The 25,099-nt window shown below is 71.8% G+C and carries 20 protein-coding genes; 14 read left to right on the forward strand and 6 right to left on the reverse strand.

What is annotated here, in order from left to right; translation table 11 throughout:
• Nucleotides 1–58: 58 nt before the first annotated feature.
• Nucleotides 59–979: a carbohydrate kinase gene (locus ABZ865_RS04825; RefSeq protein ID WP_361223777.1), complete on the reverse strand. Its 921-nt coding sequence runs from the start codon at nt 977–979 to the stop codon at nt 59–61.
• Entirely contained in the window at nt 976–2,082 is a 1,107-nt protein-coding gene (locus ABZ865_RS04830) for a LacI family DNA-binding transcriptional regulator (protein ID WP_361223779.1), read from the reverse strand. The genes ABZ865_RS04825 and ABZ865_RS04830 overlap by 4 nt, the downstream gene beginning before the upstream one ends.
• Nucleotides 2,083–2,356: 274 nt before the next feature.
• On the opposite strand from ABZ865_RS04830, the gene ABZ865_RS04835 reads away from it, so the two are divergent.
• A complete protein-coding gene (locus ABZ865_RS04835) occupies nt 2,357–2,782 on the forward strand; it encodes a Rieske (2Fe-2S) protein (RefSeq protein WP_361223782.1) in 426 nt (141 codons plus the stop codon).
• Between the two features lie 43 nt (nt 2,783–2,825).
• Here the strand turns inward: ABZ865_RS04835 and ABZ865_RS04840 are convergent, their stop codons facing one another.
• Complete coding sequence (locus tag ABZ865_RS04840; protein ID WP_361223785.1) at nt 2,826–3,773, reverse strand: hypothetical protein; 948 nt, start codon at nt 3,771–3,773, stop codon at nt 2,826–2,828.
• Nucleotides 3,774–4,172: 399 nt separating this feature from the next.
• On the opposite strand from ABZ865_RS04840, the gene uvrC reads away from it, so the two are divergent.
• The 12 genes from uvrC (at nt 4,173) to pgi (ending at nt 19,948) form a co-directional block, all read left to right on the forward strand.
• Nucleotides 4,173–6,281, forward strand: a complete 2,109-nt coding sequence (gene uvrC, locus ABZ865_RS04845; RefSeq protein WP_361223788.1) for an excinuclease ABC subunit UvrC — start codon at nt 4,173–4,175, stop codon at nt 6,279–6,281.
• Entirely contained in the window at nt 6,278–7,264 is a 987-nt protein-coding gene (gene rapZ / locus ABZ865_RS04850) for an RNase adapter RapZ (protein ID WP_361223790.1), read from the forward strand. Before uvrC ends, rapZ begins: the two co-directional genes overlap by 4 nt.
• Complete coding sequence (gene yvcK, locus ABZ865_RS04855) at nt 7,261–8,379, forward strand: uridine diphosphate-N-acetylglucosamine-binding protein YvcK (protein WP_361223793.1); 1,119 nt, start codon at nt 7,261–7,263, stop codon at nt 8,377–8,379. Before rapZ ends, yvcK begins: the two co-directional genes overlap by 4 nt.
• Complete coding sequence (gene whiA / locus ABZ865_RS04860) at nt 8,370–9,359, forward strand: DNA-binding protein WhiA (protein ID WP_030605113.1); 990 nt, start codon at nt 8,370–8,372, stop codon at nt 9,357–9,359. Before yvcK ends, whiA begins: the two co-directional genes overlap by 10 nt.
• Before the next feature lie 152 nt (nt 9,360–9,511).
• Complete coding sequence (locus ABZ865_RS04865; protein ID WP_361223797.1) at nt 9,512–12,466, forward strand: M14 family zinc carboxypeptidase; 2,955 nt, start codon at nt 9,512–9,514, stop codon at nt 12,464–12,466.
• A gap of 297 nt (nt 12,467–12,763) precedes the next feature.
• Nucleotides 12,764–13,774: a type I glyceraldehyde-3-phosphate dehydrogenase gene (gene gap / locus ABZ865_RS04870; protein WP_361223800.1), complete on the forward strand. Its 1,011-nt coding sequence runs from the start codon at nt 12,764–12,766 to the stop codon at nt 13,772–13,774.
• 147 nt (nt 13,775–13,921) lie between these two features.
• Nucleotides 13,922–15,133 (forward strand): phosphoglycerate kinase, encoded by a 1,212-nt coding sequence (locus ABZ865_RS04875; RefSeq protein WP_361223804.1) that lies wholly within the window; start codon nt 13,922–13,924, stop codon nt 15,131–15,133.
• Nucleotides 15,134–15,138: 5 nt separating this feature from the next.
• A complete protein-coding gene (gene tpiA, locus ABZ865_RS04880; protein ID WP_361223807.1) occupies nt 15,139–15,915 on the forward strand; it encodes a triose-phosphate isomerase in 777 nt (258 codons plus the stop codon).
• A 108-nt stretch (nt 15,916–16,023) separates the two neighbouring features.
• The gene (gene secG, locus ABZ865_RS04885) at nt 16,024–16,260 is read left to right on the forward strand and encodes a preprotein translocase subunit SecG (protein WP_361223809.1); all 237 of its coding nucleotides are present in this window, start codon (nt 16,024–16,026) and stop codon (nt 16,258–16,260) included.
• 236 nt (nt 16,261–16,496) lie between these two features.
• Nucleotides 16,497–16,832, forward strand: a complete 336-nt coding sequence (locus tag ABZ865_RS04890) for an RNA polymerase-binding protein RbpA (RefSeq protein ID WP_361223812.1) — start codon at nt 16,497–16,499, stop codon at nt 16,830–16,832.
• 196 nt (nt 16,833–17,028) lie between these two features.
• A complete protein-coding gene (locus tag ABZ865_RS04895; RefSeq protein ID WP_361224400.1) occupies nt 17,029–18,222 on the forward strand; it encodes an MFS transporter in 1,194 nt (397 codons plus the stop codon).
• Nucleotides 18,223–18,295: 73 nt separating this feature from the next.
• On the forward strand, nt 18,296–19,948 hold the full coding sequence (pgi, locus tag ABZ865_RS04900) for a glucose-6-phosphate isomerase (RefSeq protein ID WP_361223815.1): 1,653 nt from the start codon (nt 18,296–18,298) through the stop codon (nt 19,946–19,948).
• 63 nt (nt 19,949–20,011) lie between these two features.
• On the opposite strand, the gene ABZ865_RS04905 is transcribed toward pgi, so the two are convergent.
• The 3 genes from ABZ865_RS04905 to ABZ865_RS04915 are packed head-to-tail and all read right to left on the reverse strand — an operon-like array spanning nt 20,012 to nt 23,609.
• Entirely contained in the window at nt 20,012–22,294 is a 2,283-nt protein-coding gene (locus tag ABZ865_RS04905; RefSeq protein WP_361223817.1) for an FtsX-like permease family protein, read from the reverse strand.
• 35 nt (nt 22,295–22,329) lie between these two features.
• A complete protein-coding gene (locus tag ABZ865_RS04910) occupies nt 22,330–23,097 on the reverse strand; it encodes an ABC transporter ATP-binding protein (protein ID WP_361223820.1) in 768 nt (255 codons plus the stop codon).
• Entirely contained in the window at nt 23,094–23,609 is a 516-nt protein-coding gene (locus tag ABZ865_RS04915) for a PadR family transcriptional regulator (RefSeq protein ID WP_361223823.1), read from the reverse strand. Before ABZ865_RS04915 ends, ABZ865_RS04910 begins: the two co-directional genes overlap by 4 nt.
• A gap of 128 nt (nt 23,610–23,737) precedes the next feature.
• Here ABZ865_RS04915 and ABZ865_RS04920 point away from each other — a divergent pair, with 128 nt between their 5' ends.
• Entirely contained in the window at nt 23,738–25,009 is a 1,272-nt protein-coding gene (locus ABZ865_RS04920) for an ABC transporter substrate-binding protein (protein ID WP_361223826.1), read from the forward strand.
• The last annotated feature ends 90 nt before the right edge of the window (nt 25,010–25,099 follow it).

The raw sequence follows: 25,099 nt of genomic DNA on the forward strand, positions 1-25,099 counted from the left end.
GGTCCCCGCGCCGCAGGCCCGGCCGCACCTTGACAACACCACAGCGGAAACAGACCGCTCACAACTCGCCCAGCTCGCCCAGTTCAGCCGCGTACGGCGGCTCCGCCCCCGCCCGCGAGCAGGTGATCGCCGCCGCGCGCGCCGCGTACCGCAGCAGCCTCGTCCAGCCGTCCCCGCCCAGGGCGGCGAGCGCTGCCGGGGACAGCGCGTCCTGCGTGGACAGCCCGTGCAGCAGGGCCGCGTTCACCGTGTCACCGGCGCCGATGGTGTCCACGACCTCGACCTTCTCTCCCGGCACGGAATACTTCCCGCCGTCCCGGGTGAAGACGGTCAGGCCGTCGCCGCCCCGCGTGACCACCACGGCCGACGGTCCCGCGGCCAGCCACTCGCGTGGGGTGCCGCCCAGCCACGCGGCGTCCTCCGCGGACAGCTTCAGCAGCGTCACCGAGGGCAGCCAGCTCCGGAAACGCGCCCGGTAGGCGTCCGCGTCCGGGATCAGTCCCGCCCGGATGTTGGGGTCGAGCGCGGTGAACAGGCCCTGGCCGGCGGCGATCCGCATCAGTTCCTCGTAGGCGCTCGCCCCCGGCTCCAGGACGAGCGAGCAGGTGCCGAAGGACACCGCCCGCGTCCCGGCGGGCAGACCGGGCGGGGCGGTGAACAGGCGGTCGGCCGTGCCGTCGACGTAGAAGGAGTAGGCGGCCGAGCCGCCGGCGTCGAGGGTGGCGACCGCGAGCGTGGTCGGCTCCGCGCCGCGCTGCACGCCGGACACGTCCACGCCCGCCCTCCGCAGCCCGTCGAGCAGGGCTTCGCCGAAGGCGTCGTACGACGTACGGGAGCAGAAGGCGGTGGCCGAGCCGAGGCGGCCGAGGGCCACGGCGGTGTTGTACGGGCCGCCGCCGAGCGCCGGCTTCAGGTCCGCCAGGGCGCCCGGGCCCTGCGGTACCAGGTCGATCAGTGCCTCACCGGCGACGACGATCACGAGGCGGTTCCCTTCTCGGACAGCGCTGATGGTTCGGTTCGTCCCCCGGCCTCGGCCGGCGAAGGGCCTTCGGCTCCGCCCGCCTCCTCCGGGCACCCGCAGGAGGAGCGGTGGACGAAGGCGCAGGGCAGCCGTAGGGTCCGGGCGGGCCGGTCCGGCGCGGCCAGACGGTCCAGGAGCACCCGGACGGCCTCGGCGCCGATCTCCCTGCTGGGCTGGGCGATGGCGGTGAGCCGGGGGGAGAACAGGTCGGCCCAGGCGAAGTCGTCGAAGCAGCACAGGGCGATGTCGTCCGGCACGGTCAGGCCCAGCCGGCGCAGGGCCCGCAGGGCGCCGATGGTCATCGCGTTGTTGGCGGTGACGAGAGCCGTGGGCGGATCGGCGCGGGAGAGCAGGTCGGCCGTGGCCCGCTCGGCGCCTGCCGACTCGGAGCTGCCGGAGACCACGAGGTCGTGGGTGTGGCCGAGACCGGCGGCGGTGAGGCCCTGGTGGTAGCCGCTGATCCGCTCACTGGTGGTGCTGAGCCCGGGCAGGCCGGCGACCAGGCCGATGCGGCGGTGTCCCAGCCCGGCGAGATGGGTGACCAGACGGGCCACGGGGTCCGCGTTCTCGGCGCAGACCTGATCGAAACCGCCCTGCGCGGCGTCGCCACCGGTCGTGACCACCCGGTCCAGGAGCACGGTCGGCACGCCATGGCGGCCCAGGTAGGCCACGAGGTCGTGGGGCTGGGCGGAGGGGGCGACGATCACGCCGTCGACCCGGCGCTCGTGCAGGAGCTGGACAGCCTTCAATTCGTGCTCGGGATCGTCGTGCGGGTCGGCGATGAGCAGGCTGTAGCCCGCGTCCAGGGCGGCGGCCTCGACGCCCTGGAGGATCTCCGTGAAGTACGGGTTGCTGATCGCCGACACTGCGAGGCCGATGGAGCGGGTGCGTGCGGTCACCAGGGAGCGGGCGAGGGTGTTCGGCGTGTAGCCGAGCGCGTCGACGGCGTCCAGCACGGCCTGGCGGGTGTGGGGGAGCACCGGACGCGTGCCGTTGAGTACGTGGGAGACGGTCGCCACGGAGACTCCGGCGCTCCGGGCGACGTCGGCCATGGTGGGCATCGCGTTCCCCCCTTCCTGGGTTGTCGGGTCGGTGGCCCGCTGCGAGGCCGCTCGGCTGAGCCGGTATGCCGCGCCCGGCGTTTTCGCCCTTCCCGGCCGGCCGCCGGGACCCTTCGGGCGGGAAGGTATCCCATCCACCGGCTCGACGTAAACGCTTACGCAAGCGTTTACGCGCCCGGCTCGGCCCTCCGCGCAGGCACCGCCCCCGCCCCCGGCTCGGTCGTTCTGCCCGGGTATCGTCGGCCTGCACGCCCCCTGACCAGTGGAGACACAGATGCCCGCCCGACCGTCCGCGAGCCGCCGTACCGTCCTTCGAGGAGCCGCCGTGGCTCCGGTCGCCGGACTGGGACTGGCCGCCTGCTCCGCCCCCGGCAAGGGCACCGCCGAGGCGACCCCGACCGCGCCCGTCGACCTCGGTGCCGAGAACGAGGTCGCGAAGGGCGGCGCGAAGCTCTACCGGGACCACAACGTGGTGGTCAGCAGGGACGAGAAGGGCGCCCTCAAGGCGTACAGCACGATCTGCACGCACGCGGGGTGCCCCATCAACAAGCTCCGGGGGACGACCCTGATCTGCCCCTGCCACGGCAGCGAGTTCGACGCCGTGACGGGCAAGGTGGTCCAGACGCCGGCCACCGTGCCCTTGACCGAGCTGCCCGTGAAGACGGAGAAGGGCAGGATCATCGCCGGTCCGGGAGCCTGACCTGCCCGTGCGGCCGGTCGGCGATCAAGCGGGGTTCAGGCGGTCACTCCCACTCCCAGCCGATGCCGACCATGCCGGGCCGGATCCGGGGTTCGACCAGGTGGACGCTGTGGTGCGGGCGGCTGAAGGGGAGTTCCTGGCGGCCGCCGCGCGGGGCCGCGGGCGCGTGCTGGGTGAAGCGGTGGCAGCGGGCCGGCAGGGCGGCCGCGTCGAAACGGACCTGGAGCGCGTACTGGCCGCCGGGAGTGCCGAACCGGTGGACGTACTCGCGAGAGACCCCGGCGGTGCCGTCGACGACGCCGTACCGGAAGAGGAAGGTGTCGCCGGCGCGCAGCCGGGAGCCGAAGAGGAGCTCGGCCACCAGCACACCGGTGTCCTGGTCCACGCGGACGCGTCCCGTGCGGCAGTTCTCCAGGGCATGGACGGTCATGTCACGCGGGCTGCAGCCGGGGTCACCGTGGTGGACGGCGAGGAAGCGGTCCACGCCGTCGCGGTGGGCCCGCACGATGTGCTGGGACTCGCGCCCGGCGAGTTCGCGGCGGGCGCCGATGCGGACGTGTTCGTGATGGCCGAGGGTGTGCAGTCCACCGTCGAGGGACCAGCCCAGTTCGGCCTGGAGCCGGTTCAGGACGTCGGAGGCCTCGATAAGGGAACGGTAGGAGCGGAGCGCCGGACGGCCGGCCGCCGTGCGCTCGTCGGCCTCGGCGAGCAGCCGGATCAGGGATTCCTCCGGCAGCCGGAGGATCTCCTCCAACGCGCGTACGGCGCGCAGCGACTCGGGGCGCTGCGGGCGGCGGGCGCCCTGCTGCCAGTAACTCAGGCTGGTCACCCCGACCTTGACCCCGTGGCGCGACAGATGGTGCTGCACGCGCTGGAGCGGCAGTCCGCGGGCGGCGATCGCGGCGCGCAGCGCCACGTGGAAGGGGCCGCCCCGCAGGGCCGTGTCCAGTTCCGTGGGGGCGAGGTCCGCGTGCTCTGTGGCATGCCGCATGCACAGAAGCCTTTCTGTGAGGTGTCACTACGGCTGGTCAGACCGTTGGTGCAGGATTCCGGGGCCACCCCGTGGGCGCGGGAGCGCCCGTACGCGGGTACGCCGCACGCGCACTCCGGTGTGCACGGCCCCGAGTTCCCCCGCATTGAAGCGTGTTGACCAGACCCCGACAACACCTTGGGCGCCGTCCCGGCCCACACTGGCCGAGCAGTGCCCCTTCGCCGTCCGTTCGGGCCACCCACACCCGTCACGGCGCGCGCACGGAAGATCACCGCACGGCCGGGGATCGGAAGATCACCACGCCGAGAGTCGGAAGATCGTCGCGAGGCCGGGGATCATGGGTGCGGGGGTGTCCACAGGCCCGACGCGGTGTCGGTGCTCGCCAGTAGGGTGTGAGACATGGCCGACCCCTCCAGCTACCGCCCCAGGCCGGGTGAGATCCCGGACTCTCCCGGGGTGTACAGGTTCCGTGACGAGCACCGCCGGGTGATCTACGTCGGAAAGGCGAAGAGCCTGCGCCAGCGCCTGGCGAACTACTTCCAGGACCTGGCGAACCTGCACCCGCGCACCCGGACGATGGTGACCACTGCCGCGTCCGTGGAGTGGACGGTCGTGTCCACGGAGGTCGAGGCCCTGCAGCTGGAGTACTCCTGGATCAAGGAGTACGACCCCCGGTTCAACGTCAAGTACCGCGACGACAAGAGCTACCCGTACCTCGCGGTGACGATGAACGAGGAGTTCCCGCGCGTGCAGGTGATGCGCGGTCACAAGAAGAAGGGCGTCAGGTACTTCGGCCCGTACGGCCACGCCTGGGCCATCCGGGACACCGTCGACCTGCTGCTGCGCGTCTTTCCGGTGCGCACCTGCTCCGCCGGCGTCTTCAAGAACGCCGCCCGCACCGGCCGCCCCTGCCTGCTCGGCTACATCGACAAATGCTCCGCCCCCTGCGTCGGCCGCATCACCGCCGAGGACCACCGGGAGCTGGCCGAGGAGTTCTGCGACTTCATGGCCGGCCGCACCGGCACCTACCTCCGCCGTCTGGAGCAGCAGATGATGGAGGCGGCCGAGGAGATGGAGTACGAGCGGGCCGCCCGGCTGCGCGACGACATCGAGGCCCTGAAGAAGGCCATGGAGAAGAACGCGGTCGTGCTCGCCGACGCGACCGACGCCGACCTCATCGCCGTGGCCGAGGACGAGCTGGAGGCGGCCGTCCAGATCTTCCACGTGCGCGGCGGACGGGTGCGGGGACAGCGCGGCTGGGTCACCGACAAGGTCGAGGAGGTCACCACCGGCGCCCTCGTCGAGCACGCCCTGCAGCAGCTCTACGGCGAGGAGACCGGGGACGCCGTTCCCAAGGAGGTCCTGGTCCCGGCCCTGCCGGAGCCGGTCGAACCGGTCCAGGAGTGGCTGACCGGCCGCCGCGGGTCGAACGTCTCGCTGCGCATCCCGCAGCGCGGCGACAAGAAGGCGCTCATGGAGACCGTGCAGCGCAACGCCCAGCAGGCCCTCGCCCTGCACAAGACCAAGCGCGCCTCCGACCTGACCACGCGTTCCCGGGCGCTGGAGGAGATCGCCGACGCCCTCGACCTGGACAGCGCCCCGCTGCGCATCGAGTGCTACGACATCTCGCACCTCCAGGGCGACGACGTCGTCGCCTCCATGGTCGTCTTCGAGGACGGGCTTCAGCGCAAGAGCGAGTACCGCCGCTTCCAGATCAAGGGCTTCGCCGGCCAGGACGACGTCCGCTCCATGCACGAGGTGATCACCCGCCGCTTCCGGCGCTACCTCGCCGAGAAGGAGAAGACGGGGGAGTGGGCCGACGGGGAGGACACGCCTACCGACGGCGAGGGCACGCCCACCGACGGCGGGACCGCCCTCATCGACGGTGACGCCCTCGGCACCTCCCTCAAGGACGACGACGGCCGCCCCAAGAAGTTCGCCTACCCGCCCCAGCTCGTCGTGGTCGACGGCGGGCAGCCGCAGGTCGCGGCGGCCCGGCGCGCCCTGGACGAACTGGGCATCGACGACATCGCCGTGTGCGGCCTCGCCAAGCGCCTGGAGGAGGTCTGGGTGCCCGGCGACGACGACCCGGTGGTCCTGCCCCGCACCAGCGAGGGCCTCTACCTCCTCCAGCGCGTACGCGACGAGGCCCACCGCTTCGCGATCACCTACCAGCGCACCAGGCGGGCCAAGCGCTTCCGCGCCAGCCCCCTGGACGAGGTGCCGGGCCTCGGCGACACCCGCAAACAGGCGCTCATCAAGCATTTCGGCTCGGTGAAGAAGCTTCGGTCCGCCACAATCGAGCAGATCCAGGAGGTGCCCGGGATAGGCCGCAAGACGGCCGAGACCATCGCCGCGGCCCTCGCCCGGGCGGTTCCGGCCGCCCCCGCCGTGAACACGGCGACAGGAGAGATCATTGAGGACGAGGAACCCGACACGACGGGGGGTTCCTCGGGGGAGCCCGCGACCGCGGGCGCCCCGGACGGACGACGGGGGCAGGACACATGACCGAGCACGACGCACAGCCCACACCGGAGCGAGAACAGGCGGCCGGTGAACCGCAGCAGGCGGTTCAGGGAAACGGAGCACAGGTGAGTACGGACGTCACACCGGCCGGGGCCCCCGAAGCGGCCATCCCCGAGCTGGTGATCATCTCCGGCATGTCCGGAGCGGGCCGCTCGACCGCGGCGAAGTGCCTGGAGGACCTCGGCTGGTTCGTCGTGGACAACCTGCCGCCCGCCCTGATCCCCACCATGGTGGAGCTGGGCGCCCGCTCCCAGGGCAACGTGGCACGGATCGCGGTCGTCGTCGACGTGCGCGGCCGGCGCTTTTTCGACAACCTGCGCGAGTCCCTCGCCGACCTCGACACCCGGAACGTGACCCGGCGGATCGTCTTCCTGGAGTCGTCCGACGAGGCCCTGGTCCGCCGCTTCGAGTCGGTGCGCCGCCCGCACCCCCTCCAGGGCGACGGCCGCATCGTCGACGGCATCGCCGCCGAGCGCGAGCTGCTGCGCGAGCTGCGCGGCGACGCCGACCTGGTGATCGACACCTCCAGCCTCAACGTGCACGAGCTGCGCGCCAAGATGGACGCCCAGTTCGCCGGCGAGGAGGAGCCCGAGCTGCGGGCCACCGTGATGTCCTTCGGCTTCAAGTACGGCCTCCCGGTCGACGCGGACCTGGTCGCGGACATGCGGTTCCTGCCCAACCCGCACTGGGTCCCGGAGCTGCGCCCGTTCACCGGCCTCAACGAGGAGGTCGCCGCCTACGTCTTCAACCAGCCCGGCGCCAAGGAGTTCCTCGACCGGTACGCCGAGCTGCTGCGCCTCATCGCGGCCGGCTACCGGCGCGAGGGCAAGCGGTACGTGACCATCGCCATCGGCTGTACCGGCGGCAAGCACCGCTCGGTGGCGATGTCGGAGAAGCTCGCCGCGCGTCTCGCGGCCGAGGGCGTGGAGACGGTGGTCGTACACCGGGACATGGGACGGGAATGACGCGACGCACACCGCGGCTGAGCAGGCTGCGCCGGATGGTGCCGGAGAGCCGCTCGAGCCGCACCACGGCCGAGGCCAGGGCTGAGGCCAGAGCCGAGGCGAGGGCCGCCCGGCCCGCCGAGGCCCGCGGCGGGCGGGCCCGCCGGCGCGGCGCCCAGCCCAAGGTGGTCGCCCTCGGCGGCGGCAGGGGCCTGTCCGCCTCGCTGGCCGCGCTGCGCCGGATCACCGGCGACCTCACCGCCGTGGTCACCGTGGCCGACGACGGCGGCTCCAGCGGGCGCCTGCGCGACGAGCTGGGCGTGCTGCCGCCCGGCGACCTGCGCAAGGCGCTGGCCGCGCTGTGCGGCGACGACGACTGGGGCCAGACCTGGGCCCGGGTCATCCAGCACCGCTTCACCTCCCAGGGCGACCTGCACGACCACGCGGTGGGCAACCTGCTGATCGTCGCCCTCTGGGAGCAGCTCGGCGACCACGTCCAGGCCCTGGACCTGGTCGGCAGGCTGCTCGGCGCGCACGGGCGCGTGCTGCCCATGTCGGCCGTGCCGCTGGAGCTGCAGGCCCTGGTCAAGGGGCACGACCCGGAGCGGCCGGAGGACGTGGACACCGTCCGCGGGCAGGCCACCGTGGCCCTCACCCCGGGCGAGGTGCAGTCGGTGCACCTCGTGCCGAACGACCCGCCGGCCGTCCCCGAGGCCGTGGCCGCCGTGCTGGACGCGGACTGGGTGGTGCTCGGCCCCGGTTCCTGGTTCTCCTCGGTCATCCCGCACCTGCTCGTCCCCGAGCTGCTGGACGCGCTCACCCAGACCAAGGCGCGCAAGGTTCTCTCGCTGAACCTCGCCCCGCAGCCGGGAGAAACCGAGGGCTTCTCCCCGCAGCGTCATTTGGAGGTTTTGGGGCGACACGCCCCTAAACTCGCCCTGGACGTGGTGCTGGCCGACGAGGCCGCCGTGCCCGACCGCGACTCGCTCACCGAGGCCGCCAAGCGGCTCGGAGCCGCGGTCGAGCTGGCCCCGGTGGCCCGGACCGACGGAAGCCCCCGGCACGACCCGGAGCTGTTGGCCGCCGCGTACGACCGTATTTTTCGGATGCATGGAAGGATCGGCCCATGGCGATGACGGCAGCGGTGAAGGACGAGATCTCCCGGCTTCCCGTCACCCGGACCTGCTGCAGGAAGGCGGAGGTCTCCGCCATTCTGCGGTTCGCCGGCGGCCTCCACCTGGTGAGCGGGCGCATCGTGATCGAGGCCGAGCTGGACACCGCGATGGCGGCCCGGCGCCTCAAGCGGGACATCCTGGAGATCTTCGGCCACAGCTCCGAACTGATCGTGATGGCGCCCGGCGGGCTGCGCCGCGGCTCGCGGTACGTCGTGCGCGTGGTCGCCGGCGGTGACCAGCTCGCCCGCCAGACCGGTCTGGTCGACGGCCGGGGACGCCCGATCCGCGGGCTCCCCCCGCAGGTGGTCTCCGGGGCCACCTGTGACGCGGAGGCGGCCTGGCGAGGGGCCTTCCTGGCGCACGGTTCGCTGACCGAGCCCGGCCGCTCCTCCTCCCTGGAGGTGACCTGCCCGGGCCCCGAGGCCGCGCTCGCGCTGGTCGGCGCCGCCCGCAGGCTGTCCATCGCCGCCAAGGCCCGTGAGGTCCGGGGGGTCGACCGGGTCGTCGTACGCGACGGTGACGCCATCGGCGCCCTGCTCACCCGGCTCGGCGCGCACGAGTCCGTGCTGGCCTGGGAGGAGCGCCGGATGCGGCGCGAGGTGCGGGCCACCGCCAACCGGCTCGCCAACTTCGACGACGCCAACCTGCGCCGCTCGGCCCGTGCCGCCGTGGCCGCCGGTGCCCGGGTCCAGCGGGCCCTGGAGATCCTCGGCGACGAGGTCCCCGAGCACCTCGCCGCCGCCGGCCGGCTGCGCATGGAGCACAAGCAGGCCTCCCTGGAGGAGCTGGGCGCGCTCGCCGACCCGCCGCTGACCAAGGACGCGGTCGCCGGCCGGATCCGCCGGCTGCTGGCGATGGCCGACAAGCGCGCGGCCGACCTCGGCATCCCGGGCACGGAGGCCAACCTCACCGAGGAGCTGGCGGAGAACCTGGCCGGCTGACCGACGCCGCGTCAACTCGCCGGTGCCGACGCCCTGTTCGGGCGGTCGGCACCGGCGTTTGCGTGTCCGTGAGGCGCTCTTGACTCGATCATGAACTGACATGAGCCTGGCAACCTGTTCGCCGCTGTGGCGGACCACCGCTAGGGGGGTTCATGAGACACAGAGCGAGATCGATCCTCGCTGTCGGCGCACTTCTCGTCGGCGGAGCCGGCTTCGCACCCGTCGCCCAGGCGCAGACCGCCGGTCCACCCCGACCCGGCCCCGACGAGGTCAAGGTCTTCCGCGCCGACGTGACCCGCACGCAGATACCCCTGCTGCTCAAGGCCGGGCAGGACGGCCACGAACTCGGCGAGCGGGTCACCGGGAACGGCAGGACCACCGTCGAGGTCTACCTCACCGAACGGCAGGCCCAGAAGCTCGAGAAGCAGGGCGTCCACCTCACCGAGCACACCCTCTCCGCCCGGGCCGAGGCACGCCTCCAGGACGCCTCCCAGGGCGTGTTCCGGCCCTACGGCGGCAGCGGCGGACTCAAGGAGGAGATCCTCCGGACCGCGGGGGCCCACCCCGGCCTCACCAAGGTCGAGTCCATCGGCAAGACCATCAACGGCCAGGACATCCTCGCGCTCAAACTGACCAAGAACGCGAGAAAATCGCACGACGGCTCGAAACCCGCCGTGCTGTACATGTCCAACCAGCACGCGCGCGAGTGGATCACGCCGGAGATGACCCGCCGCCTGATGCACTACTACCTGGACCACTACCGAACCGACAAGCGCGTCAAGAGGCTCGTCGACTCGACCGAACTCTGGTTCGTCCTCTCGGCCAACCCCGACGGCTACGACTACACCTTCAAGAACGACGGCACCCGCCTGTGGCGCAAGAACCTGCGGGACGTCAACGGCGACGGCGTCATCAGCACGGGTGACGGCGTCGACCTCAACCGCAACTTCCCCTACAAGTGGGGCTACGACGACGAGGGTTCGTCCCCGAACCCCACCAGCCAGACCTACCGCGGCGCGAGCCCCGAGTCCGAGCCGGAGACCAAGGCCCTCGACGCCTTCGAGAAGCGCGTCGGCTTCACCTACGGCATCAACTATCACTCCGCCGCCGAACTCCTGCTCTACGGCGTCGGCTGGCAGGTCGCCACCCCCACCCCCGACGACGTCCTCTACAAGGCGCTCGCCGGCACCCCCGACAACCCGGCCATCCCCGGCTACCGTTCCCAGGTCTCCTCGGAGCTGTACACCACCAACGGCGAGGCGGACGGCCACGCCGGGAACGTCAACGGCATGGCGATGTTCACCCCCGAGATGTCGACCTGCGCGACCGCGTCGAACATCGACCCGAACGACGCCTGGAAGCCGGACGACTGCCAGTCCGTCTTCAACTTCCCCGACGACGAGAAGCTGATCCAGCAGGAGTTCGAGAAGAACGTCCCGTTCGCGCTGTCCGTCGCCGAGACCGCCGCCCACCCCGACCGGCCGGTCTCCTCGGTCGGCCTGAGCGCCGCCGACTTCACCCCGGCCGCGTTCTCCACCTCGTACTCCCGGGGCGCCGACCAGGACGTCTCCGTCGTCGTCCGCAAGGCGATCCGGGGCAAGGAGCTCAAGTACCGCGTCAACGGCGGCCGTACCCTCGACCGGGCGCTGCGGCCCTGGACGGGCGGCGAGACGTACGGCGGCGCCGACAACCTCTACTTCGACGAGTACCGGGCCACGGTGCGGGACGGCGAACCGGGCGACCGGGTCGAGGTCTGGTTCACCGGCAGGACGAGGAGCGGGAAGAAGGTCTCCAGCTCGCACTTCACCTACACCGTCGCCGAACGGCCGCGGGCCGACACCCTCGTCGTCGCCGAGGAGGGCGCGGCCGCCACGCAGGCGCGGACGTACGTCGACGCGCTGAAGGCGGCCGGACGGCGGGCGATCGTGTGGGACGTCGCCACCCAGGGCGCCCCGGACGCGCTCGGTGTGCTGGGGCACTTCAGGACCGTCGTGCACTACTCGGGCACGAACGGACCGGGCAACGCCACCCAGCTCCAGCTGCGCGCCTACCTCAACGAGGGCGGCTCGCTGATCGAGGCCGGTGAACTGGCCGGCGGCACCGTCGACCTCGGCGACGGCACCCTGTCCGACGACTTCAGCCAGTACTACCTGGGCGCCTACAGCCGCACCTCGACCAAGGGAGCCACCGCCTTCACCGGCTCCGGCGGCCTCGACGGCTACACCAGCGCCCTCGGTGACGCGCCCGGCAACGCGCTCGACAAGGCCGGCACCTACGCCATCACCTCCGACTCGCTGACTCCGGACACGTACCCGCAGTTCAGGAGCGCGGGCGCGGGCAGGTTCGCCGGGGCCGTCAACCCGTACGGGCCCTACACCGGCTCCGGGATGGCCGCCGCCATGCACACCGACGACGGCTACAAGCGCCTCACCCGCACCATCGACCTCACCGGTGTCACTGCCGCCGACAAGCCGGCCCTGAGCACCCGGCTGCTGTGGGACACCGAGCCCGGCTACGACCACGCGGTCGTCGAGATCCACACCGTGGGCGCCGACGACTGGACGACCCTGCCGGAGGCGGGCGGGGCCACGAGGACGGCCGTACCGGCCGAGTGCGGGGCCGGGTTCCTGATCGGCGAGCACCCGTGGCTCAGGCACTACCTGACGCTCGCGGACCGGGCCTGCACCGCGACCGGCACCACCGGCTCGTGGAACAGCCTCACCGGCAGCTCCGCCGGCTGGCAGCAGGTGGCGTTCGACCTGAGCGCGTACGCGGGCAAGGCCGTCGAGGTGTCGATCGCCTACATCACCGACCCGGGCAGCGGCGGGCACGGCGTCCTCGCCGACGACGCCTCGCTCGTCGTCGGCGGAACGGCCAAGGAGACGGAGGGCTTCGAGGCGTCCCTGGGCGCCTGGAAGGCCGCCGGACCGCCCGCGGGCAGCCCGGCGGTGCTGAAGGACTGGACCCGCACCGGCACCCTCTTCCAGACCTACGGAGCGGTCACCACGGACGACACCGTGCTGCTCGGTTTCGGCCTGGAACAGGTCCCGTCGGCGGCCGACCGGACGGCACTTCTGAAGAAGGCTCTGGCATCACTCGACAGGTGAGCGGAGCCCCCTCTCAACAGTGCGCGCGGACGCCCCTCATCAGGTGAGCCGACCCGCTCACGAACGAGTGAAAAGACCGTCAGGACGCACCGTCACTCCCTAACAAATGGGAGTGAAACGACCATCGATCCGGGGGGTCCGTACCCCTACTGGTGGGTACGGACCGCCTGCCCGTGTATGCGGCATCTCGATGTCACCTCGGGGGCCCCAGAGCGGTAGGGTCGGGGGTGGTCGGGGACATCCCAAAAACAGCTCGCCGGCACCGCATGGCCGGCGTACCAACGAGGAGATCGGTTCGTGACGATCCGCGTAGGCATCAACGGCTTCGGCCGCATCGGTCGTAACTACTTCCGCGCGCTCCTGCAGCAGGGCGCGGACATCGAGGTTGTGGCTGTCAACGACCTGGGTGACACCGCTACCACTGCTCACCTGCTCAAGTACGACACGATTCTGGGCCGCCTCAAGCAGGAGGTCACGCACACCGCCGACACGATCACCGTCGACGGCCACACCATCAAGGTGCTCTCCGAGCGCAACCCCTCGGACATCCCGTGGGGCGAGCTGGGCGTCGACATCGTCATCGAGTCGACCGGCATCTTCACCAAGCGCGAGGACGCCGCCAAGCACCTCGAGGGCGGCGCCAAGAAGGTCCTCATCTCGGCTCCGGCCAAGGACGAGGACATCACCATCGTGATGGGCGTCAACCAGGACAAGTACGACCCGGCGAAGGACCACGTCATCTCCAACGCCTCCTGCACCACCAACTGCGTGGCGCCGATGGCGAAGGTCCTGGACGAGAACTTCGGCATCGTCAGCGGCCTGATGACCACGGTGCACGCCTACACCAACGACCAGCGCATCCTGGACTTCCCGCACAAGGACCTGCGCCGCGCCCGTGCCGCCGCGGAGAACATCATCCCGACCACCACCGGTGCCGCCAAGGCCACCGCCCTGGTGCTGCCGCAGCTCAAGGGCAAGCTGGACGGCATCGCCATGCGCGTCCCGGTCCCGACCGGCTCGGCCACCGACCTGGTCGTGGAGCTGCAGCGCGAGGTCACCAAGGACGAGGTCAACGCCGCGTTCAAGAAGGCCTCCGAGGACGGCGCGCTCAAGGGCTTCCTGGCCTACACCGAGGACGAGATCGTCTCCTCCGACATCGTCGGCGACCCGGCCTCCTGCACCTTCGACTCGTCCCTGACCATGGTCCAGGACGGCAACACGGTGAAGGTCCTGGGCTGGTACGACAACGAGTGGGGCTACTCCAACCGCCTCGTGGACCTCACGGTCTTCGTCGGCGGCCAGCTCTGATCGCCGGCTCCGACAGCCGTAGCAGGACCTTGAAGTGAGAGCAGGGCTCGGGCAGCGCACCGCCGCGCTGTCCGGGCCCTGTCCTGCACCCGGACCACGTCCTTTTACGATCAGGGGCATCACGTGCCCTCATCAGGAGTCCACTCAATGAAGACGATCGACGAACTTCTCGCCGACGGCGTGAGCGGAAAGCGGGTTTTCGTCCGCGCCGACCTCAACGTGCCGCTCGCCGACGGGACCATCACCGACGACGGCCGCATCCGCGCCGTCCTGCCCACCGTGAAGGCCCTCGCGGACGCGGGCGCCAAGGTGGTCGTCGCCTCGCACCTGGGCCGCCCCAAGGGCGCCCCGGACCCCGCCTTCTCGCTGCTGCCCGCCGCCGAGCGCCTCGGCGAACTCCTCGGGGCCCCGGTCGCCTTCGCCCAGGACACCGTCGGTCCCGCCGCCCACGCCGCCGTCGACGGCCTGGAGCCCGGTCAGATCGCGGTCATCGAGAACCTGCGCTTCAACCCCGGCGAGACCGCCAAGGACGACGGCGAGCGCGGCGCGTTCGCCGACCAGCTGGCCGCCCTCGCCGACGTCTACGTCGGTGACGGCTTCGGCGCGGTGCATCGGGGGCACGCCTCCGTGTACGACCTGCCGAAGAAGCTGCCGCACTACGCCGGCTACCTCATCGCCGGCGAGGTCGCCGTCCTCAAGAAGCTCACCGAGGACGTCAAGCGCCCCTACGTCGTCGTGCTCGGCGGCGCCAAGGTCTCCGACAAGCTCGCCGTCATCGACGAGCTGCTCAAGAAGGCCGACCGCCTGCTCGTCGGCGGCGGCATGGCCTACACCTTCCTGAAGGCCAAGGGCTACGAGGTCGGCATCTCCCTCCTCCAGGAGGACCAGATCCCGGCCGTCACGGAGTACATGGAGCGCGCCGAGAAGCTCGGCGTGGAACTGGTGCTCCCCGTGGACGTCGTGGTCTCCCGGACCTTCCCGGACCTGAAGACCAAGGCTCCCACCGAGAACACCGTGGTCGACGCGGACAAGATCCCCGCCGACCAGGAGGGCCTGGACATCGGCCCGAAGACGCGAGAGCTGTACGCCTCGCAGCTCGCCGACGCCGCGACCGTCTTCTGGAACGGTCCCATGGGCGTCTTCGAGCACCCCGACTACGCCGAGGGCACCAAGGCGGTCGCCCAGGCCCTCGTCGACTCGGACGGCTTCACCGTCGTCGGCGGCGGTGACTCCGCCGCGGCCGTGCGTACGCTCGGCTTCGACGAGAACGCATTCGGCCACATCTCGACCGGTGGCGGCGCCTCCCTCGAATACCTCGAGGGCAAGACGCTCCCCGGCCTCGCCGCACTGGAGGACTGACCTCAATGACCACCCGCACGCCGCTGATGGCGGGCAACTGGAAGATGAACCTCAACCACCTCGAGGCCATCGCGCACGTCCAGAAGCTCGCCTTCGCGCTGGCCGACAAGGACTACGAGGCCGTCGAGGTCGCCGTCCTGCCGCCCTTCACCGACCTGCGCTCCGTGCAGACCCTGGTCGACGGCGACAAGCTCAAGATCAAGTACGGTGCCCAGGACATCTCGCAGCACGACACCGGCGCCTACACCGGCGAGATCTCCGGCCCGATGCTGGCCAAGCTGAAGTGCACCTACGTGGTGATCGGCCACTCCGAGCGCCGGCAGTACCACAACGAGACCGACGAGCTGGTCAACGCCAAGGTCAAGGCCGCCTTCAAGCACGGCCTGACCCCGATCCTGTGCATCGGTGAGGAGCTGGAGGTCCGCGAGGCGGGCGACCACGTCACCCACACCCTCGCGCAGCTCGAGGGCGGTCTGAAGGGCGTCCCGGCCGAGCAGGCCGAGTCCATCGTGATCGCCTACGAGCCCGTCTGGGCCATCGGAACCGGCAAGGTCTGCGGCTCCGACGACGCCCAGGAGGTCTGCGGCGCCATCCGCACCAGGCTCGTCGAGCTGTACTCCCCGGAGGTGGCCGACAAGATCCGCATCCAGTACGGCGGCTCCGTCAAGGCGAGCAACGTCGCCGAGATCATGGCGCGGCCCGACATCGACGGCGCCCTGGTCGGCGGGGCCTCGCTGGACGCGGACGAGTTCGTCAAGATCGTCCGCTTCCGCGATCAGTAGTCCGACCGGTGAGTAGGCGGTAGCGGCGATACGTCGTACCCTTGCGGGGGCACAGCCGTGGTGCTGTGCCCCCGTCGTCCATCCGAATCCGAGGAAGTTGGTCCAGCCGTGGTTTTGGGGTTCTCGATCGCCCTGATCGTCTTCAGCCTGCTGCTGATGCTGCTGGTGCTGATGCACAAGGGGAAGGGCGGCGGCCTCTCCGACATGTTCGGCGGTGGCATGCAGTCCTCCGTCGGCGGCTCCTCGGTCGCCGAGCGCAACCTCGACCGCATCACGATCGTGATCGGTGTCCTGTGGTTCGCGTGCGTCATCGTCCTCGGCATGCTGATGAAGTCCAACGGCTGAGACAGCCGCCCGGGACGAAGAGCCGATCAGCGTCTCACAAACACATACGTTCCGTACGTAAGGCCCCATGTTCGGTACGCGCTCCTGGGCGCGGCCTATCATGGGGCTTGCGTCCAGATGTGGGGGCTGTAACTCCAATCACTGGACGCGCGTTGGGCCTTACGTAGACTGAGGCGCTCGCGGCGAAGCGAAACGCCGACTCGCTTCGCGGCACCATCACGCAGGGAGTTACGACCGTGGCAAGTGGCAACGCGATCCGAGGAAGCCGGGTCGGGGCGGGGCCGATGGGCGAGGCCGAGCGCGGCGAGGCCGCGCCGCGTCTGCGCATCTCCTTCTGGTGCTCCAACGGGCATGAGACGCAGCCGAGCTTCGCCAGCGACGCGCAGGTCCCCGACACCTGGGACTGCCCGCGCTGCGGCTTCCCGGCCGGTCAGGACCGGGACAACCCGCCGGACCCGCCGCGCACCGAGCCGTACAAGACGCACCTCGCGTACGTACGGGAGCGGCGCAGCGACGCGGACGGCGAGGCGATCCTCGCCGAGGCGCTCGCCAAACTGCGCGGCGAAATCTAGGAGTTCTCACCGGCCGGGTGCCCACGGGCGCCTGGCCGGAGCCGTTTCGCCCCGCCGCGCACGGCCCGTTGTCAGTGGTGCCCTTTACGGTGTGTGCATCGACGCATCGTGAGGGGGAAGCGTGACAGGGGCGGAGACGGCGGGCGGGAGCGCACCCGCGTGGCGCGGGGGATTCGGGCGGCTGTGGACGGCCGCCGTGGTCTCCCGCTTCGGAGACGCGTTGCGTACGGCCGCCCTCCCGCTGCTCGCCGTGCGGCTGACCGACGAGCCGCTCGTCGTCGCCTCCGTCACCGCCTGCGGGTACGTGCCGTGGCTGCTGTTCGGGCTGTTCGGCGGGGCCCTGGCCGACCGGGTGGACCAGCGGCGGGCGATGTGGGCCGTGGACACGGTACGAGGTCTGCTCGTCGCCGCCTTCGCCCTCGCCGTGGGCCTGGGGCACGCCTCGATCCCCCTGCTGCTCGCCCTCGCCTTCGCGCTCACCACCCTCCAGACGCTCTTCGACAACGCCTCCACCGCCCTGCTGCCCGCCCTCGTGGAGCCCGAGGCCCTGGGCGGTGCCAATGCCCGTCTGATGACCGGTCAGCAGCTGGCGGGCGGGCTGCTCGCGGGCCCGTTCGTGCCGCTGCTGCTGACCGCCGGGGCGTTCATGCCGTTCGCGGCGGACGCCGGCACCTATCTGGTGGCGGCCGCACTCGTGGCGTCCTTGCGGATACGTCCGCCCGAGCGGGAGCCCCGCGCGGCGGGCAGCACCCTGCGCACCGAGATCGGCGAGGGCCTGCGCGCCCTGTGGCACGACCGGGCGCTGCGCGCGGTCTGCGTGGCCACCCTGCTGTGCAACATCGGCATGGGCGCCCTGATCGCCACCCTGGTCCTGCACGTGACCCGCTGGCTGCACGCGGGCAACGCCGGATACGTGGCCGCGATGACCGCCTACTCGGCCGGCAGCCTCGCCGGGGGCTTCCTCGCCCAGCGCATCGCGCGTCGCACCGGGCGGGTCGGGGCCCTGCTGCTCGGCGGCACCGTCCAGACCGGATCGCTGCTGCTCATGGGCTGCGTACGGCACCTGGCCGCGCTCGTCGCCGGGATGCTGCTGCTCGGCGCGATGGGCATGGTGTGGAACGTCAACCAGGTCACGCTGATGCAGCAGCGCGGCCCCGAGTCCATGCTCGGCCGCATCGCGTCCGCCTTCCGTACCGCCTCGACGTCCGGCGCCCCGCTCGGCGCCCTCCTGGGCGGAGCCGTGGCCCGGCTCGCCGGCCTCAACGCGCCCGCCCTGCTCGCGGCCGTCCTCTTCGCCCTGGCGGTCACCTCGCTGATACCGGCGCGCAAGCCGGACGTACCTGTTGTTGCCCCGCGGGACGGCGTCACCACCGCTCGTCCCACGGGCTGATCAACTAGGTTAAGAACCGGCAGCGGGGCAAGGGACGCAAGCGGACAGGCAGGAAAGAAGGCTGAAGTCGGATATGAACGCAGACGGCCGTACGAGGCTCAACCAGACGCCCGAGTGGACCGCTCTCGCCAAGCACCGCGAGGAACTGGCCGACACCCATCTGCGGGACCTGTTCGCCGCCGATCCGGGGCGCGGCGACGGGTACACGCTGAGGGTCGGTGACCTGTACATCGACTACTCCAAGCACCTGGTCACCGACGAGACCCTGCGGCTGCTGCGGGAGCTGGCGGCCGCCACCGACGTCTTCGGCCTCCGGGACGCCATGTTCCGCGGCGAGAAGATCAACACGACCGAGAACCGGGCCGTGCTGCACACCGCGCTGCGCGCCCCGCGTGACGCCGTCGTCGAGGTCGACGGGGAGAACGTCGTCCCGGCCGTGCACGCCGTCCTCGACAAGATGAGCGACTTCGCCGAGCGGGTCCGCTCCGGCGCCTGGACCGGCCACACCGGCAAGCGCATCCGGAACGTGATCAACGTCGGCATCGGCGGCTCCGACCTCGGCCCCGCCATGGCCCACGAGGTGCTGCGCAGCTTCACCGACCGCGACCTCACCGTCCGCTTCGTCTCCAACGTGGACGGCGCCGACCTGCACGAGGCGACCCGGGACCTGGACCCGGAGGAGACGCTGTTCATCATCGCCTCCAAGACCTTCACCACCATCGAGACGATCACCAACGCCACCTCCGCGCGGAAGTGGCTGCTGGACGCGCTCGGCGACACGTCGGCGGTCGCGAAGCACTTCGTGGCCCTGTCGACCAACGCCGAGAAGGTCGCCGAGTTCGGCATCGACACGGCCAACATGTTCGAGTTCTGGGACTGGGTCGGCGGACGGTACTCCTACGACTCCGCGATCGGCCTCTCCCTGATGATCGCCATCGGCCCGGACCGCTTCCGGGAGATGCTGGACGGCTTCCGCCTGGTCGACGACCACTTCCGCACCGCCCCCGCCGAGGCCAACGTCCCGCTGCTGCTGGGCCTGTTGGGCATCTGGTACGGCAACTTCCACGACGCCCAGTCGCACGCGGTGCTGCCGTACAGCCACTACCTCTCCCGGTTCACCGCGTACCTGCAGCAGCTGGACATGGAGTCCAACGGCAAGCACGTGGCGCGGGACGGCAGGCAGGTGGAGTGGCAGACCGGCCCGGTCGTCTGGGGCACGCCGGGCACCAACGGGCAGCACGCCTACTACCAGTTGATCCACCAGGGCACCAAGCTCATCCCGGCCGACTTCATCGGCTTCGCCGAGCCGGTCGCCGAGCTGAGCGGGGAACTCAAGGCCCAGCACGACCTGTTGATGGCCAACTTCTTCGCCCAGACCCAGGCGCTGGCCTTCGGCAAGACGGCCGAGGAGGTCCGTGCCGAGGGGGTGCCGGAGGAGCTGGTCCCGCACAAGACCTTCCACGGCAACCGGCCGACGACCACGATCCTCGCCCGCGAGCTGACCCCGTCCGTCCTCGGCCAGCTGATCGCCCTCTACGAACACAAGGTGTTCGTCCAGGGCGCCGTGTGGAACATCGACTCCTTCGACCAGTGGGGCGTGGAGCTGGGCAAGGTCCTCGCCAAGCGCGTCGAGCCCGCCCTCACCGAGGGCGCCGAGGTCCCCGGCCTGGACGCCTCCACGAAGGCGCTCGTCGCCCAGTACCGGCAGCTGCGCGGCCGCGGCTGACCCGGGTGCCTGGAACGACGTCTCGTTCCGGGCGCCCGGAAGGACGTCTCGTTCCGGGCGGCGTCACGCCACCGCGCTGAGCGTGTCCGCGAGCCGCCGTCGTGCCGCGCGTGCCGCGGGCAGCGCGGCCAGGGCGGCGGCTCCCAGGACGGCGCCCGCGCCCATGAGGAGCAGCAGCCCGGGCGAGGGGGACCGGGCGATGCCGGCGCCGATGCCGCTGGAGCTGCCCTGCGCGTCGATCAGCCGGTGGGCCAGCGGCAGCCCCAGCGCCGTGGCGGCGACCGCCGCCAGCAGGGCCGTACAGGTCGTCGCCGTGACGGTGATCGCGGTGATCTGGCGCGGGGACATGCCGATCGCCCGCAGGGCGAGCATGTCCCGCTCGCCCTCGCGGACGGCTCCGCCGATGGCGGTGAGCAGTTCGACGAGGCCGATGAGGGCGAGCACCGCGATCAGCCCGGCGACGACGCCGCGCAGCGGTGACAGGCCGTCGGCCGGGTTGGTCACCGGGTGCACGTCCAGGTGTCCGTGGCCGGCCGCGGCGAGGCCGGAGGCGACCCGCCGGGGGTCGGCGCCCGGGGCCAGACGGAGCTGGTAGAACGCGGGGGACAGCCGGGGGTCGTTCGCGCGGAGGGTGTCCAGCGAGGTCGTCACGACCCGTCCGGCGTTCTGCGGCTCGATGCTGCGGCCGACGATGTGCAGGATCTGCGGCTGCTCGCCCACCGTCATCCGCACCCAGTCGCCGACCCGCACGTGCAGCAGGTCCAGCAGGCCCTGACCGGCCACCGCCTCGTCCGGACCGCGCGCGGCCCTGCCCTCGGCGAGCGCGTACGGGTAGGGGCGGGTGCGGGTGCCCAGGCCGCGCAGGGCGATGGTGCCGGTCTGGCCGGGTACCAGGGCGGCCACTTCGACGCCCGGATAGGCCTCGGCGATCCGGGGTTCGCCCGCCAGCAGGGCCCGTACCTCCCCGTCGTCCAGGCCGCCGTCCGAGCGGACCGTGAGCGCGGCCGGCAGCCCCACCCGCTCCGGGCTGCTGTGGAACCGGTCGATGGTGGTCCACGCGCTGAGCGCCACCACGATCAGCAGCAGCGGAAGCGTCAGCCGGGCCAGCGTGGCCAGCGACCGGCCGCGCCCCGCGAACGCCTTGTGGCAGCCCAGCACCAGCGCGGCCGGCAGCCGCAGTCCCAGCGCCCGCCGGGCCAGACCGGTCAGGCCCCCGCCCGCCGGAGCCGCGGGGCGCGCCACCGGAACCGGGGGCACCCGGCCGGCCCGCCAGGCCGCCAGCCCCGTCGTCAGGGCGATGAACAGCACCGTGCCGGCGGACACCGCGCCCAGCGCCACGGTGTGTCCGGGCAGCCCCTGCCACAGGCCCACCGCGTCGCCGAGCCGGCCCGGGATCCGGCCGCCGAGCCCCTCGATGAGCGCGCCCGCGGCCACCGCCCCGAGCACGGCGTACGCGAGGTGCTGGAGCAGGAAGATCCGCACGACCTGGGCGGGCGTGAAGCCGATCGCCTTCAGCACCGAGATGTCCCGCAGGTGTCCCCGGATGCGGGTGCCGATCGCCCCGTGCACCGCGAATCCCGCGGCGACCAGGGCGCCGAGCCCGAACAGGCCGAGCACCTGGCCCAGCAGCCGGTTGTCGCCCTGTGCCTCGGCCCGCGCCTGCAGCCATGTGGAGACCTCGCCGACCGTGCCCGCGCCCAGCACGGTCACGGCACGCTGCACCGCGTAGTCCGTGTCGGCCGGATCGGCGAGGCGCAGCCCGGTCACCTGGCCGCCGGGGGCGCGCACGGCCGAGGGCAGCGCCCAGATCAGCCCCGGCTGCTCGCCCGGTCGGTAGCGGGGTTCGGCGCTGTCGGCGATGCCCTCGACGGTCAGCGTCCGGGCCGTGCCCGGCAGGGTGAGGGTGTCCCCGGGCTCGGCCAGCAGGGCCCGGGCGAGCCCGCTCTCCAGGACCACGCCGTCGGGGTCCGCCGGGTCCAGCCAGTGCCCTGCGGTGAGCAGCGGCCGCCCGACGGAGGGCAGGCCCGGGGTGCCGCGCAGCTCCACCGAGGCGCGGGTGCCGCGGGAGGAGACGGTGGCGGACTCGGTCGGGTAGGGGCCGGCGACGGCCTGCACGCCGTCCAGCCGGGCGAGCCGGCGGGCGTCGGCGGAGGGCAGCGTGTGGATCCACACATGGGCACCGCGCGCCTGGGTGAAGGTCCGCTGCCAGGGGTTGGTGGCGTAGCCGAAGAGGGCGGCGGCCAGCAGCAGCGAGGCGACGATGCCGGCGGTGGCGAGGGTGAGGAACAGCGCCTCGCCGCGGTGCGTGCGCAGATCGGAGTGGGCCCAGCGGAGGGTGGCTCGCACGGTTCAGTCCCCGGTCCCGGAAGGTCGCCGCGCCATCAGTCCCTCAGCTCCAGCACACCCGAGGTCCCGGCCCTGCGGGACGGCGTGCCGTCCAGCGCGGCGTCGTCGGCTATCCGGCCGTCGAAGAAGCTGATCACCCGGTCGGCGGCGCTCGCCAGCCGGGCGTCGTGCGTGACCAGCACGATGCTCTGCCCGCGCCCGTGGAAACGGGTCAGCAGCCGCATCACCTCGCGGGTGCCCTTGCTGTCGAGGCTGCCGGCGGGCTCGTCCGCGAGCAGCAGCGGCGGATGGTTGACCAGGGCCCGGGCCAGGGCGACCCGCTGCTGCTCGCCGCCGGACAGCTCGCCCGGCATGCTGCGCTCCTTGCCCTCCAGGCCCAGCTCGGAAAGGAGCGCCTCGCGCTCGGAGCGGGCCTGCTTCGGCGGGACGCCGGCGAGCAGCGCGGGCAGCTCGACGTTGTCGGCGACGGACAGGTTCGACACCAGGTTGAAGAATTGGAAGACGATGCCGATGGCCTTCCTGCGCTCCACCGCCCAGCGCGCCTCGCTGAAGGAGTCCGTGCACCGGCCGTCGAGCCAGACGCTGCCCTCGTCGGGCCGCTGCAGCCCGCCGAGCAGGTGCAGCAGCGTCGACTTGCCGGCTCCGGACGGGCCGGTGATCGCCACGAACTCGCCCCGCGCCACGCTCAGATCGACCCCGCGCACGGCACGCGCGGGCGCGCCCTCGCCGTGGTGGGTCTTCACCAGGCCCTCGGCGCGCAGCACCGGGGGACGTTCCCGCTCAGGAGGCCGGCTCCCGCTCACTCCAGCTCCTCCAGTTCCTCCTGGCACCGCTCCAGCCAGTCGAGGTCGGCCTGCAGGTGCAGCATCGCGCCCTCGATGAGCAGATGGGCTATTCGGTTGTCCCGGTCCTCGGCCGCGGCCAGCTTCGACAGGTTGCGCATGGTGTTGAGGTACTGGCGCCGCTGTTTGTTGATGAGGGCGATCTGGTCGGCGAGACCGGTCTGCGGGGCGAGCGCCAGTTTCATGAAGAACTCGTCCCGGACCCGCGGCTCGTCCTCGGGCTCGTCGAACCAGGCGCGCAGCGCGTCCCGCCCGGTGTCGGTGAGGTGGTAGATCTTCTTGTTCGGCCGGCTGCTCTGCTCGACCTCCTCGCCCTCGATCAGCCCCTGCTTCTCCAGGCGGCCGAGGGTGACGTAGATCTGGCCGACGTTCGGCTGAGGGTACGCGGAGCCCAGCAGTTGCTCAAGGTCCTGCTTCAGCTCGTAGCCGTGGGCCGGGCCGCGTGCCAGGAGTGCCAGGAGGGCTTGGCGCACTCGTCCTGTCCTCCCGTCCGGCGTCCGGCCAATGTGCTCCAGGCCCTAGTATCGCTCATACCTAACAGGTATACATGGCCTCTGACTCCGGGCGAGGGTGCCCGGCGCCGGTGTGCAAGGAGGAACCTATGCGGTGGATGCGCGCCGCCGGTAGGGGCCTCCTCGTCCTCGCTGTCGTCCTGACCGGTTACGTGGCCTCCGGCGCCCGCGCCGAAGAGGGCGGCGCGGGCGGTCGCGGACCGCTCACCCTGGCCACCGCCGGGGACCTCACCGGCTATCTCGGCCGGCTCCTGGAGGGCTGGAACCGCACCCACCCCGCCGAGAAGGTCACCCTCGTCGAGCTGCCGGACTCCGCCGACGAGACCCATGCGCAGATGACCACCGACCTGCGCGGCGGCGACCGGGGCCGGTTCGACGTCCTCAACATCGACGTCAACTGGACCTCCGAGTTCGCGGCGGCCGGCTGGATCCGTCCGCTGCCGCCGGACCGCTTCCCGCTGAAGACCTTCCTGCCCCCGGTCGTGGACACGGCCACCTACGACGGGCGGCTGTACGCCGTCCCGTACGTCACCAACGCCGGACTGCTCCTCTACCGCAAGGACGTCCTCGCCAAGGAGGGCGTGGCGCCGCCGCGCACCTGGGCCGAGCTGGAGCACGACGCGAAGACCGTCGCGCCCAAGTACGGCCTGGGCGGCTACGCGGGCCAGCTGCTGCCCTACGAGGGCCTGACCGTCAACGCGGCCGAGGCCGTGTACTCGGCGGGCGGCACGATCCTCGGCGACGAGGGCGCCCGCGTCACGGTCGACTCGGACGCCGCCCGCGAGGGCATCGGCTTCCTGGCCCGCGGCGTCCGCGAGGGCTGGATCCCCAGGGAGGCCCTGACGTACAAGGAGGAGGAGTCCAAACAGGCCTTCCAGGACGGCCGTCTGCTCTTCCTGCGCAACTGGCCCTACGCCTACGTCGGCGCCTCCGCCAAGGGCTCCAAGGTCGCCGGCCGGATCGGCGCGGTACCGCTGCCCGGACCGTACGGGCCGGGGACGAGCGTCCTCGGCGGCTCCAACCTGGCCGTCAACACGCATGCCCGGCACCCCGATTCGGCGGCGCGGCTGATCGCCTACCTCACCAGCGAGCGCGTCCAGCGCGAGGTGCTCACGCGGGGCGCGCTGCCTCCCGTGCGCGCCGCGCTCTACGAAGACCCCGCGCTCGTACGGCGGTTCCCCTATCTGCCGACCCTGCGCACCGCCGTCCTCACGGCCGCCCCGCGCCCCAAGAGCCCGCACTACGACCAGGTCAGCCTGGTGGTGCAGGCGGTCGTGCACGACGCGCTGACCGGGCAGGAGACGCCCGAGGCGGCGGTACGGCGACTGGCCCGGGAGCTGGCGGCCGTCTCCGGCCGCTAGGCGTCGCCGCCTACGGTCTGTCTTCCCCCCTCTAGTTACATGTTAGGTAACGCGGACATCTCATCTGCTGCGAGACCGCCCCGATAAGTC

The sequence above is a fragment of the Streptomyces sp. NPDC047085 genome, from assembly GCF_040643735.1.
GTDB lineage: Bacteria > Actinomycetota > Actinomycetes > Streptomycetales > Streptomycetaceae > Streptomyces.